The sequence below is a fragment of the Synechococcus sp. MU1625 genome (assembly GCF_020514205.1).
Classification (GTDB): domain Bacteria; phylum Cyanobacteriota; class Cyanobacteriia; order PCC-6307; family Cyanobiaceae; genus Parasynechococcus.
The window spans coordinates 686,505-698,703 of sequence record NZ_VTLA01000001.1; the positions used below are offsets into that span (position 1 = coordinate 686,505).

Here is a 12,199-nt window from a genome sequence, read left to right on the forward strand (position 1 = left end):
TTTTTACATAAAAAAAGAGGGGCGAATGCCCCTCAATAATCTCAGAAGATTAGATTCACCAGCAGTTCTCGCCCTCACCGATAGGAACACAGACATCCTCTTGTTCTGCCTTTTTCTTTAAGGCGGCTGCATCAGAATCCATGACGCTTTCTTCATCAACACCTTGGTCGGTGTTCCATTCTTGAAGTCCACCAGCATTCTGAGCATGGACAACTGGAACAGCTGCAGAGGCAACGAGAAGTGAGGTGGCAGCTGCAAAAACAGAAATTGCGGATGGCTTGGCCATAAACAGACCCAAAATTCTATTATGCCAAATCTCAATCAGAAATAGTCATTAACGACGCAGCCAGTAAGATCAAAAGATACAAATCAGGAAGATAGGCGCCGGATGGCATTTGTATAACTTTGAAAAATCAAATCAAGTTCATCAGACCGACCATGACGGGCAAGCAATCCGCGAGCACCAGCATCGAGATTAAAAAGCAAGGAACGGTCTTCCGCAGACTTCACATAGCTTTCAATCCAACCAACACAAACGAATCGTGTTCCACCAACAACAGGTTGAACACAATGAAGAAGGGAGGAAGGATAGACAACAACTTGGCCAGGAGACAATCTAAATTCTGTAGTCTTATCTCCACCACTTTGAATTGACAAAGAGCCTCCCTGGTAGGAGTCGTCATCACTTAAAAAGACTGTAAAAGATAGGTCACGTCGGCCGTAACGAGAGAAAGGGTTATCGACATGCCAACCATAACCATCTCCAGAGTCGGATCTAGAAACCAGTAGGCTGTGAACCTTGCGAACAAGTGTAAAACTCTTAATCAATGGATCGTTGGTAAGTGCTGTTGATATTCGGTTGGTAATCGAAAGAGTTAGGTCCGAATTGGGGTCAAGTTGATGATTCTGCTTGACTAACGACGCCTGATCGCCCGCTGTTAGACGGCCATCGCGCCAAGGGAGGTTAGGGGCCAGGAGTCGTTGTTGGATATCTTGTGTTTCATCAACAGGCAACAACGGATGGGTAATAAATTCCATCGATCAAAGAGAAAACGACATTGAGTTGCACAGAGCATTTGCTACATACACTGCGTTCATATAAGCTGACAACTCACAGGACCGAACTAATATAGAAGTGTATGTGATTCTAGACATGCTCAGATTCTTTGCCACCCTGCTTCTAGCCACCCCGTTCGCCGCCATACCTTCAGCAGAGGCGAAAGAAGTAAGAGTTTACTCAGGCCGTCACTACAATACCGATAGAAAAGCCTTCAAACAATTTAGCCAGCAAACTGGAATCAAAGTAAGACTGATCGAAGCGACAGGCATTTCACTTGTTGAAAGGCTTAAGAGAGAAGGAGCTAATTCAAAAGCAGATGTCATTTTATTGGTTGACTCGGCAAGAATCAACAACGCTGCTCAAGCAGGGCTGTTGCAACCAATCAAGACGCAAAAGCTGATATCAAACGTCCCAGCACGTTTTCGAGATCCTTCCAATCGATGGTTTGGTTTCACAAGACGTGTCAGAGCAATTATTGTTAATCCAAATATCGTCAATCCAAATACAATCAAGACCTATGCAGATTTATCGAATCCAGGCTTGAAAGGAAAAATTTGCCTACGTAAACGGAAGAATGTATACAACCAGTCGCTAGTGGCCGACCAAATTGTTCTGAAAGGCCAAGCGCAAGCAAGCGCATGGGTCAAGCAGATGGTGAGGAATGTAAGCCAGCCTTACTTCTCCGGTGATGTTTCACTAATCCGCGCAGTGGGGCAAGGGAAGTGTGGAGTAGCTCTAGTTAATCATTATTACTTGGCGAGAATGCAAGGAGGAGCTAGTGGAAAGAATGATCAGAAATTAACTTCAAACATTAAATTAATCATGCCAAATCCAGCGCATGTGAATATCAGTGCTGCTGGAGTAGCAAAATCAGCTCAAAACAAAAAAGAAGCGATTCAGTTTATTGAGTTCCTTTCATCTCCGCAAGGAACTCGATTGATCGCAGGCCCAACGTATGAGTATCCTTTAAAAGGGTTTGGAACCTCAAAAGAATTGAAAAAATTCGGTCGTTTCACACCGGACAATGTCTCAATAAGTGCTCTTGGTTCAACACAGAAAACTGCAATACAAGTGATGGCCAACGCTGGCTGGCGGTGATTTGGAATCAGGAAATAGTCAGAAATATCAACTCAGCGACTATCTTTTGATAATGACTCTCATTTAACTTGGTGCATATGACACACGCTGTCTGCAATTCGATTCGCCAGCGCGTATCATTTGATCAATTGCTTAATAGGAATGCTTTCAACATCACATTCAAATGCCTCAGCTTCTATTGAAACTGGCCCATCAGGTCGTGCAATCGCGGAAGCAATAAGTCCTGAGCTTCTGAATGCCATCCAAGACCACCTCAACATGGAAAGGCAGGCACACGCCTCATATTTCGCCGCAGCGATCTGGTTTGCTGAAAGAACACTGAAGGGGTTTTCTCGGTTCTTCCGAGACGAATCAAGCAGTGAGCATGAGCATGCAGCACAATTCGCCGAATACATCATCGCTCGGGGGCAAAGCGTTGAACTGAAGACCGTTGAAGCTCCTTTGCAGAACTGGGAATCACCAGCCGATGTCATGGCATCAGCATTTCAAATGGAGGTTGATGTGACGGCCTCATTGCAACAGCTTTACTCCATGGCAGAGAGAGTAAGTGATACACGAACAACAGTATTTCTAGACCCAATGGTAGAGATGCAAACACAATCTGAATATGAATTCGCTCACATGCTGGGGCGCGTCAAATTCGCTGATAATCAAGCTGCCGCCTTATTGCTTATCGACAGCGAGCTGGATCAAGGGAATAACAAACCAGCCTCTCTTCAGGCATAAGAGAAAAATTACTCCTAGAGACAGTATCAATTACGGACATCTTTTTCACGAAGATGCCCGTAATCCCTGTGGATCGATAATAAAACATTTAATGTCGCGCATCAGTGATTTGGGTGAGACCTCTAAATACTCAGCAATTAGCTTGTGCGTCCATCCTTGATTTCTTAGGGCCATAGCAATCTTCAAGCGTTTTTTTCGCCAACCACTTGCATGTCCTAAATAATGAGAAACCTTCTCTGGGGGTTGGTTGTCCATTTGTAAAATTTGCTTTTTTAAAAATACGTCATAGCCTTTGCTAAATTATTCCATAAAATTACCAACAAGAGTATTGCAAGGCTCATCCAATTAAACAAAAACGACACCACTCAGGAGAAGCTATACATGTAACCAATGAAACATAAACATGGTAAAATTTAATCGAGCGATAAGCATACTAAAGTTATACTTGATTTTATTTTGAAAAATGGCGTCGTTCAAAATTGAATTGAGACTCCCTGATGGAACAAAACATTTTGAATGTCCTGATGATGAATATGTACTTGAGGCAGCAGAGCAAGCTGGTATTGATATGAGTTATTCCTGTAGAGCGGGAGCATGCAGCACTTGCGTGGGAAAAATCATTCAAGGAACAATTGACCAATCAGATCAAAGTTTTCTCGACGACGACCAAATGGAAAATGGTTATACACTGCTTTGCGTAGCATATGCAACATCAGATTTAGTCGTAAAGACAGATTGTGAAGATGAGCTTTGGTGAAGATAGAGTTATTCATTTAATCGAGCAGACGAATGGGCGAAGTGCACAAAAACAAATCAAGTCTTGTGGAGCAATATCTACACATCGCATGTTTCAACAAAATCAGCGACAGTATCTTTAGAGATATGCTTGACTACGAAGCTAAAGCCGATCCCATCGAAAAAAAATTAATTAAGAGAATAAGGCATCAAGTAGAGCAAGGGAAAGTTTTGCTTTCTTATCCCGATTCAAAAAAACTGTGACAACTCCACTTGTGATAAAGAATACAGTGATCTGTTTATTCTGAGGAGGGGAGCAGGTCGATATATAAGAGGATAACTAAAATAGAAACGCATGGAAAAAAGTAAAATAGTCTGGGTTGATCTTCAACCATCATTGTATTGTCTATTTAAACGTACGGCGCAGGCTTTAAGCCAACAATATGGTGTTAAGCGATGGTCATTCGAACATGACCCTGATGAATCATGTGATGTTGATATCATTCATGCCCTTTTAAAGCAAACGGTAGAGAATTCTTCTGAGCCAGTTCACCTTGTAGGCCATGGGATAAGTGGTTCAGTAGCCTATCTATACGCAAAAAAATATCCGAAGAATGTTTCCTCAGTTTCATTGTTATCTGTAGATGCCCAATCAAGCAATCAATGGACATCCCACTATCAAGCGATGAGAGGTCAATTACCGTGCTCAAGATTTCATATATTGAGCCACTTAAGCCGTCTCCTCATAGACACCCATGCCGATCACGTACAAATCATAATCGCAAGACTCTTGGCAAAATGCCTAGACAATGATTTCGTTAATGGATCAATTGTCGGACATACACAGATAGAAAATCTGGACCAAATCAAAATTCCAATTCTTGTCATCAATGGCAGCAAGGATTTCGTAATTGATCAATGCAGCTACAAACGTTGGCAGCAGCATTTAAAACCAGGTGACTGTTATCAACGAATTAATAGTGGTCGACATTTTTTCCCATTCACTGAATGGAATCAAACCGCTAAAATGATTGAGTCTTTTATCGACATGGTACCCAACAAAACTTCAGATATAGCTTCTGAAAACATTCAAGATCTGAGTATTATCAAAAGACTCTCATGACAGATATTAGTAATGCAGATGTTGTAATCATCGGTGGGGGACCTGCTGGTTGTTCCTGTGCTTTGTATACAGCAAGATCAAATTTATCAACGATCATCCTTGATAAGAATCCAGCTGTTGGAGCACTAGCGATTACTCACAAAATTGCCAACTACCCTGGCGTTGCAGGTGATGCATCAGGAGAAGAGCTCCTGAAAACGATGAGAAATCAGGCAATCAGCTATGGGGCTGAATATAAACAAGCCCAAGTCTATGGAATCAGTATGTCGGATACTGAAAAGATCGTCTACACACCGGAGGGAACATTCGTCGGCAAGACCTTAGTGCTAGCGACGGGTGCGATGGGAAGAGCATCGACACTACCCGGGGAAAATGAGTTTCTTGGCAGAGGTGTAAGTTACTGCGCAACCTGTGATGGCGCGTTCTACAAAAATCAAGAAGTTGTGGTCTATGGATCAAACCAAGAAGCAATCGATGAAGCACTTGTTCTAACAAAGTTCGCATCGACAGTACATTGGGTAACCAACAACAAGCCAAACATAAATTCAGTTGAAGTTCAGATATTACTTGATTCCAGCAATGTGAAGCATTGGAAAAGAACACGATTAAGCTCTATTGAGGGGGACGAGAATGGAGTTTCCAGCGTCAAGGTGCAATCCTTTGGGCAGGATAATACGCAAGAAATATTGGTTCAAGGTGCATTTGTTTACTCCACTGGCTCATTACCGATCACCGACTATCTCCAAGAGCAAATACCAATCAATGCCAATGGAGGAGTTCGTGTCAACAATGACATGATGACGGATGTAGAAGGAGTTTGGGCAATCGGCGACATTCGCAACACTCCCTTCAAGCAGGCTGTTGTCGCTTGTTCCGATGGATGCATTGCAGCGATGGCGATTGATAAGTATCTCAACCAGCGCAAGGACGTTCGGGTGGACTGGGTACACCGTTAAAAAAAAGCGCCCTTATGGGCGCTTTTGATTGAATTCAAATGCGAAACTTACGACTCTGCATTGATTTGCTGAACCCATGCTTGAAGTCGTTGGTCTGTTAACTCCGACTCATTGTCTTCATCGATTGCGAGACCACAAAACTTACCATCAATCACACTTTTCGAATCATCATAGGTATAGCCTTCAGTAGGTACTTTACCAATCAATTTAGCTCCAGATTGAAGAAATGCTGTATACAGTTCTTCCATAGCATCACAGAAGAAATCTGAATAGCCAGAAGAGTCTCCCAAGCCGACAATGGCTACAGATTTCCCAGCAAAATCTTTGTCTGGGATTTCTTGAACCAAATCGTCCCAAGCCGTTCCAGAGCGTGCCTCGTCAGCACCAGTATTCCATGTCGGAACACAGCAAATCAACGACTCGGCAGAGACCAACTCATCAATTGAGTCAATGTTGTCGACATCCTTCGCTTCCGTTCCGGGGAGAAGCTCCTTCAGCCGATCAGCGACGTCTTCAGTTTTACCAGTTGACGTTGCAAAGAAGATTGTGAAAGCCATGCAATTCAAATCACCCCACAATTTTCTCAGAAGTTTTGCCAGCCAGTTTGAAGCTTGTTTCAGATCCAAGTGCTATCAGATACAACCAAGCAAATCATTGACCTTGATGTATCTGGCAAATGTTAGTCTCAAGCGTTTCTGAACAAATCAAACTTTCTCTATACTCTGAAAGTGCTTGATCAAAGCCTGACTCTCGGATGCGTTTAAGCCAACGCAAGCGAACGAAGTCATCTCGCTCAATGTGATCAATGAATTCTTCCAAAATCTGAGATCCAACAAGCATGATGGAAATGGCCTCGTTGTTTAAATTTAAAAAATCGTTCTAATGGTGATCAAACAAATGATCGTTGATCATTGATCGAAAGGTGATACACATCCACTCAAACGGATCCAAACCCAAAGAAAAGCCCAACCTACAAGGCTGGGCATATCCATTAAACCTCCCCAATTTTGCCGATTCACCAACGACAAATTGGATTTAAATGAGGCTGTCGATCCCGTCCAAGGAAGACCCATTTATTATGGCCATACCAGACAACTAATTATGAACATTGCATGCTTGTCGTGGTGTCAAATGTAGCTCAAGAGGCGCACTATTTGCCATGATCAGAATTCTGAAAATTGCAGACAAAAAATTGAGGCCAACACTTTATGTAGGCCTCAAACAAGACAAAAGTTTTTATTCAATAGATTTGGTTCGCCGAGAGCCTATGAGATAAACATCGAAAGAGCAACTCCTCCAGTAAATGTTTTTGAGCTGATTGAGGATCAAGATAATTTTTGATCTTTGCCAAGGAATCCTGTATTGCCAGACATCGATTGCGATGTAGGGATATCTCTGCGATAAGGCGCTCCCTGAGGCGCGGATGCTGACAGCGTTGAATGGAACGACTGGCTGACTGCATGCGCTGCCATATCCACTCAGTTTCTTTGCAGAGGTCTCCAAGAACTCCGAATGTATTCACATTCACGGCGTTCAAAATTGCAGAGGTGATGAGTTGATGAGTTCAGGAGAGAGTCGCATCGTGACATCGCCAGGTGCCATAGCAACCAAATCAGCTTGACGCCACTTCGAAAGAAGACGCGTAGTGGTGACGCGTGTTGCTCCAATCAGCTCACCAAAGCGATCGTGGGTGAGGCGAAAGGGAAGCTGATAGGTGTCGCTGCAACGGAGTCCGAGTCGGTTCACCAACAGGGCCAAAAGAGCATGAAGACGCTGCTCTGCTTGACCGAGATGACGCACACGCAGGAGCTGCAAGGTCCATTCATTCACTGCATCGATACCCATTTCGTCCGTGGAGACTGAATCACGACGAAACTTCAATGCCGTTAAGGCTTCGACGCAGGCACCTTCGCTGCACATGCGGTCGGTGCGGAGCCTGTCGCCAGACTGCAAAAACGCCAACGTCATCCCCTCGGTCTCTTCGCAAGGGCAATACACCCGACAGACGCCTTCCAAGACTTCAAGAACAGTGGCCTGATCTCGGCCAGCAGGATCCAACAAGACGGTCTGCAGCCTTGGCATCGACAAGGGTGCCGCCGGATCGTCCGGAAGGAAGCGGTAAGCGGAGGTCGTCACGAACTAACGCGAATGAGAATTACTCGCAAGAGTACAGAGACCTTGTCGATATTGCAAGTCATTCTCAATAAGGGCCTCGGATTGAGAGCTTTTCTCAATACGCTCTGAGCAGGCCCTATCCGCATGAAGCAGCAATGAGCGGAGCAGCTGCGCATCCCCCTGAATCCGAAGCATTGGCGTGAGGTCTGGTCTGTGCACCAACTACAACGCGATCTTTGACCAGAGGTGAATCGGTTTCAACGGTGAGACGTCGTTATTGAGTGATTCCTCTGTATTTCCTTGTCATCACCGCTCAGAAGACAAAGGTGGTTTTAATCAAGCCGCCCAGTTGTTGAAACGTTGAGCCATTGGGTGTGAGCTCACCGATGGGTCGTGAGAGATAGAACAGCGCAGGGGTGACGCTGATGTTGTCGGTGACCTGGAACTGATACCACCACTCCCAGATGAACTGACCATCGGCAGGGGTGTCACGTCCACGAAGATCCGTCGCGAAGACGGGTTGGCCCACAGCCATGCCGGCGTTGTTCCCCTCCATCAAGACGTCATTCCACTCCAGCCCCACCGTCCAGGACTGACTCGTGCTCACCTGGTCTTTGCGCTGGGTCTCGGATTGATTGATGCCCCAGCCCAGCGACAGCGAAGGAAGCCAACCGCTCTGCAGCGGTTGCCAGAAACCACCAAGGGCATAGGCATGGGTCACACCCCGGGCACTGACGTGATCCTTGACGAAGGGTGTGGCGTAAACGATCAGGTCTTGACCGTTCTGAACCTTGGAATAGAGCGCAGCCACACCCCAGTTATCACCCTCCCAACCCAGCTGCAGAGTGCCGGTGCCCCCTGCTTGATCGGTGGCGAAACCACCAGTGCGAGTGTTGCTCGATGCACCATTGGCAGCCACGTAATTGGCCGACGCACGGGCTCCGCTTTCCGGGGCCCAACTGATGCCCACACCCGCACCTTTGTTTTTGTTGTAGGCCCCCGGAGCTCCATTCACCGTGAGCACATCGAGAATCGGATCACTGGGATAGACGCTCGGCCAGACCGCGAGCATGTCCTCCTGGCCAACAATCGGGCCCGTTGTGATGGTGATGTCATCACCCAACGGAAAGGAATAAAACAGTTTGTCGATCGCCACCAGATTGGGGCGATCACCCTCCTGAAATGCTGTTTCCAGCGTTGCCAGACCCGACGGCCCACCACTGCCGAAGACGTTGTCGTCGCCGTCGAAATTGCCGCCACGCAAAACCGTGGTCAACAAATCCTTTCCGCTGAAAGAGGTCGCCAACCCCAGCTGAAAGTCGTAATTGAACGTCGTTCCGCCGAATTTCTTGGTGCTCTCGGAACGAAGCCGTGAGGCGGATCCCTTGAAGCGGTTGGCTCCAATCACCGAGGTGGCTTGGCCCGTGAGTTTGGTGGTGGTGGAGAACTGGGTTGCTTCCAGTTCGCCAACACGGGCCTCGAGGCCGTCAACGCGACCCTTGAGGATGGCCAGCTCGGTTTCGAATTCCTTGAGCAGGCGACGCAGCTCGTCGGTCACTTCAGTGATCCGGTCGAGGCAAGCGTTCAGCAGGGCAGCCGCTTCGTAGCGGGTCATGGCCCGGTTGCCACGGAAGCTGCCGTTGGGGTAGCCGGCCACAAAGCCGTACTGCTCCACCAGGTTCGCCAGAGCCTGATAAGCCCAGTCGGTGGGGTAGACGTCGTAGAACTGGGTGACGCTGGTCACCTGATCAAGGCTGTTGCCACTGGATGTGGCCGCGTAATCAGAAACACCGTTGATGTTCAGCTCGGCGGCATTAGCTGCTGGGCTGTTGACAACAGCCAGAGGGGCCAGAAAGCCAAGGGCAGCAGGAGCCACCAGCAGTTGCTGGAAAAGCTTCATGGATAGGAAGAGACAAAAAAACCCCAGATGTGATCTCTGGGGTCAAAGGTTGCAAAAGGAATGCTTCCGATCAGTCGATCAGGGCCACCCAGGCAAAGGCCATGCCGATCCCCATCCAGATTCCGGCACCCAGCCGCTGGCCTTGGGAGCCAAGACGCTCCAGCAACCCTTTGGACCATGCCGCCACCAGCAGAAGCAACGCTCCCTGCCCCAAGAACAGGCCGAGGAAATACGTCATGAGAGGCGTGGCTTCAGCCCCAACGATCGTGCTGCCCAGTAGAAAGCCATGGAGGGCGATCAACGGGCACAACCAGAACGGTGACAGCACGGTGAGGGCAATCAATCCCTCCGCAACAAGGCTGAGAGACACCAGAGCTTCTGCCCAAGGCGCAATCGCATCAGGCAGCGGAATGAACTGCGAAAGCACACTGCCACCGAGGCCAAGGGCCAGAAGCGGTACCACCCAGGCCAGAGGGCGTTTCAGCCCGATCAAGGCGATCGCCAACAGGAACAACAGATGGTCAGGACCCAGCAGCGGGTGCCCGATGCCACTGATCAAGCCCTGCCACGCAGTCAGTGCAGAGCTGTCACCCATGCCGAAAGGATGGTGTGCAAACGCCGGACTGGCGATCAAGACAACTGCCGTAAGTGACGTGGCAGCAATCTGAAATGGCCTACGAAAGGCCAAGGGCAAAAAATTCAAAGTCGATCCTCGTCGGTGTTGTCCTGGCGGGCGTTCTGACTGACGTCGGCAGAGCCGGCGTTTCACAGCTGCGGGACAGCGACGGATTTACACCGCTCTTTCCCCGTTTCCATCAGCGGCTGATCCCCGCTGATACCAGCATTTCACTATAGGAGTGAGATTCATGCTCAATACAAAAATCCCCTGACCGGTCACCCAGCCAGGGGATGGACTGGAGATGATCGTGCTCAGCTTTGCGAAGAGCTGAGCGTCAAGACCTTCAGGACCAGCCTTTTACCGACTGGGATTCGACATAAGCAGCAACATCAGCAATCTCAGCTGCGCTCAGATTTGGGCCAAAAGCAGGCATACCGTTTTTGCCATTGGTCACCTGATAGGCGATGGCCTCTTCATGACCCTCGTTGTAGTTGGCGAGATAAGCCTTGAGGTCATCTTGTTGGAGGGTGCGCTGACCATTCACAACGTTCCCGCCACCGATATGGCAAGCCGCGCAATTGGCGGAAAACACTTGCTCACCGTGGGCAGCATCTGCAGCGGATACCACGGATGGCGCGATCAATGCGATCAAAGCGGCCAGGGCCAAAGAAAAAAAGTGACGCATGGATGAGTGTTTTGACTCAAGCACCTTGATTTAGAGGCCTCACCAGGGCCCAAGAAAAACACCGTTCTTCACGTTTTGTTCGTAGAGATACACAGCTAGGCGATACAGAATGGCGAATGTGTCATGGGGCTCTTCAGCCATTGAGAGCACTCCTGATTGGCCTAATGGCAGTGTTTGTGGTGATTCTTCCTGGGCACCCGGCCTCAGCCTGTGTGGAGGGCTTGGCCTGGGGAATGCCTCTGGAGCAGGTGGATGCTCATTTGGGTCAGGCGAAACCCATCGGAGATCGTCCCCAGGAAAGATTTGAAGTTCAAGATGTGATGCTTGATCGGCTGCCTGTCTCCCGCGTCACGTTTGAGTTGAGCCAGTCCCAGGGCTTGCAATGGCTCGCCTACGAATTCGCGATCGATGACATGACGGAAGTGCTGGCCGGATTGCGGGCCCGCCATGGCTCACCACTCAGCACGAGTGTTGAAGAAGCGGACCACAACGATCAGATTTGGGTCTGGAACACAGGGGAAGACCTGATCACAGCTGTCAAACGGAAGGCCAATGAAGAGCAGAAATTCCTGCTCTCCTATCGCCCAAGTCGCCTGCATCCGCAGACGCTCTAAAGAACTCCTTACTGGACCACCTCTGCCGCATGAAAATTCCAGGAGTCACCGTCCTCGAGCCATAACTCCCAAGCCAATCGTCGGCCACGTTTCAGGCGAAGCTGACCACCAAAGCCAGCCGGGGAAGGCTGATACAACTCGGTGATGTCATCGACAGGATGACCATCCCGAGTGAACACCTCCTCCACCGCCTCTCCAAGCCGGGCCGTCAAGTCGCACCGCAGCTCATCAATCGTCACGATTGCTGGCTCGAAAAATCGAGCACCAGATCGCCGACGTCATCGCGACTGATCTGAAACCCGAACCCATCAACAGTTCCTGACCACAGGCCTGCATCAAGATCAGCCTCGAGCCCCTGCAGCTGCTCCACCTTGTGATCGAAGAGGAGGCCGAAGCAATGGGCTGCGACCTGGGCGGCCTGGGACGCATCCATCTCATCGAGTTCATGGGCCTCCACCGGACACCCGTCGAGCAGCTCGGCATCGATCACGTTGCCAGAACCGACATCCTCAACAAGAGCTCGCAATCCAGCCAGGTCGTTCATTGCAGCCGCCGTTGAACCAACACA

At 48.6% G+C, this 12,199-nt stretch carries 16 protein-coding genes and 1 riboswitch; of the genes, 7 read left to right on the top strand and 9 right to left on the bottom strand.

From position 1 onward, the window contains the following. Positions 1-55: 55 nt before the first annotated feature. Complete coding sequence (locus FZX13_RS04080; protein WP_115092966.1) at positions 56-286, bottom strand: hypothetical protein; 231 nt, start codon at positions 284-286, stop codon at positions 56-58. An 83-nt stretch (positions 287-369) separates the two neighbouring features. Beyond that, on the bottom strand, positions 370-1,038 hold the full coding sequence (locus tag FZX13_RS04085) for a Fe2+-dependent dioxygenase (protein ID WP_226407546.1): 669 nt from the start codon (positions 1,036-1,038) through the stop codon (positions 370-372). Positions 1,039-1,153: 115 nt separating this feature from the next. On the opposite strand from FZX13_RS04085, the gene FZX13_RS04090 reads away from it, so the two are divergent. The 6 genes from FZX13_RS04090 to FZX13_RS04115 all read left to right on the top strand — a co-directional run bounded on the left by FZX13_RS04090 (position 1,154) and on the right by FZX13_RS04115 (position 5,698). Continuing rightward, positions 1,154-2,158: an extracellular solute-binding protein gene (locus FZX13_RS04090; protein ID WP_226407548.1), complete on the top strand. Its 1,005-nt coding sequence runs from the start codon at positions 1,154-1,156 to the stop codon at positions 2,156-2,158. Positions 2,159-2,299: 141 nt separating this feature from the next. Further along, the gene (locus FZX13_RS04095) at positions 2,300-2,884 is read left to right on the top strand and encodes a ferritin (protein WP_226407550.1); all 585 of its coding nucleotides are present in this window, start codon (positions 2,300-2,302) and stop codon (positions 2,882-2,884) included. Positions 2,885-3,347: 463 nt separating this feature from the next. Next, the gene (locus FZX13_RS04100) at positions 3,348-3,641 is read left to right on the top strand and encodes a 2Fe-2S iron-sulfur cluster-binding protein (RefSeq protein ID WP_115092970.1); all 294 of its coding nucleotides are present in this window, start codon (positions 3,348-3,350) and stop codon (positions 3,639-3,641) included. Positions 3,642-3,673: 32 nt separating this feature from the next. Beyond that, the gene (locus tag FZX13_RS04105; protein ID WP_115025447.1) at positions 3,674-3,883 is read left to right on the top strand and encodes a hypothetical protein; all 210 of its coding nucleotides are present in this window, start codon (positions 3,674-3,676) and stop codon (positions 3,881-3,883) included. Positions 3,884-3,974: 91 nt separating this feature from the next. Beyond that, positions 3,975-4,742, top strand: a complete 768-nt coding sequence (locus tag FZX13_RS04110) for an alpha/beta fold hydrolase (RefSeq protein ID WP_226407552.1) — start codon at positions 3,975-3,977, stop codon at positions 4,740-4,742. After that, positions 4,739-5,698, top strand: a complete 960-nt coding sequence (locus tag FZX13_RS04115; RefSeq protein ID WP_226407554.1) for an NAD(P)/FAD-dependent oxidoreductase — start codon at positions 4,739-4,741, stop codon at positions 5,696-5,698. Before FZX13_RS04110 ends, FZX13_RS04115 begins: the two co-directional genes overlap by 4 nt. A 47-nt stretch (positions 5,699-5,745) precedes the next feature. Here FZX13_RS04115 and fldA read toward each other — a convergent pair whose 3' ends face one another. The 5 genes from fldA to FZX13_RS04140 form a co-directional block, all read right to left on the bottom strand. Further along, on the bottom strand, positions 5,746-6,255 hold the full coding sequence (fldA, locus tag FZX13_RS04120; protein ID WP_115025444.1) for a flavodoxin FldA: 510 nt from the start codon (positions 6,253-6,255) through the stop codon (positions 5,746-5,748). A gap of 976 nt (positions 6,256-7,231) precedes the next feature. Further along, complete coding sequence (locus FZX13_RS04125; protein WP_115025453.1) at positions 7,232-7,780, bottom strand: Crp/Fnr family transcriptional regulator; 549 nt, start codon at positions 7,778-7,780, stop codon at positions 7,232-7,234. Positions 7,781-8,126: 346 nt separating this feature from the next. Next, the gene (locus FZX13_RS04130) at positions 8,127-9,713 is read right to left on the bottom strand and encodes an iron uptake porin (protein ID WP_226407556.1); all 1,587 of its coding nucleotides are present in this window, start codon (positions 9,711-9,713) and stop codon (positions 8,127-8,129) included. 70 nt (positions 9,714-9,783) lie between these two features. Continuing rightward, complete coding sequence (locus FZX13_RS04135; RefSeq protein WP_370630791.1) at positions 9,784-10,308, bottom strand: HupE/UreJ family protein; 525 nt, start codon at positions 10,306-10,308, stop codon at positions 9,784-9,786. A gap of 115 nt (positions 10,309-10,423) precedes the next feature. Then, positions 10,424-10,571, bottom strand: a riboswitch (cobalamin riboswitch). Positions 10,572-10,675: 104 nt separating this feature from the next. Then, complete coding sequence (locus tag FZX13_RS04140) at positions 10,676-11,017, bottom strand: c-type cytochrome (protein ID WP_226407560.1); 342 nt, start codon at positions 11,015-11,017, stop codon at positions 10,676-10,678. Between the two features lie 140 nt (positions 11,018-11,157). Here FZX13_RS04140 and FZX13_RS04145 point away from each other — a divergent pair, with 140 nt between their 5' ends. Further along, on the top strand, positions 11,158-11,631 hold the full coding sequence (locus FZX13_RS04145) for a hypothetical protein (protein ID WP_226407562.1): 474 nt from the start codon (positions 11,158-11,160) through the stop codon (positions 11,629-11,631). Between the two features lie 8 nt (positions 11,632-11,639). Here the strand turns inward: FZX13_RS04145 and FZX13_RS04150 are convergent, their stop codons facing one another. Both FZX13_RS04150 and FZX13_RS04155 read right to left on the bottom strand, forming a co-directional pair. Then, positions 11,640-11,870, bottom strand: a complete 231-nt coding sequence (locus FZX13_RS04150) for a hypothetical protein (protein ID WP_226407564.1) — start codon at positions 11,868-11,870, stop codon at positions 11,640-11,642. Then, on the bottom strand, positions 11,867-12,175 hold the full coding sequence (locus FZX13_RS04155) for a hypothetical protein (protein ID WP_166017076.1): 309 nt from the start codon (positions 12,173-12,175) through the stop codon (positions 11,867-11,869). The genes FZX13_RS04150 and FZX13_RS04155 overlap by 4 nt, the downstream gene beginning before the upstream one ends. Positions 12,176-12,199 lie beyond the last annotated feature (24 nt).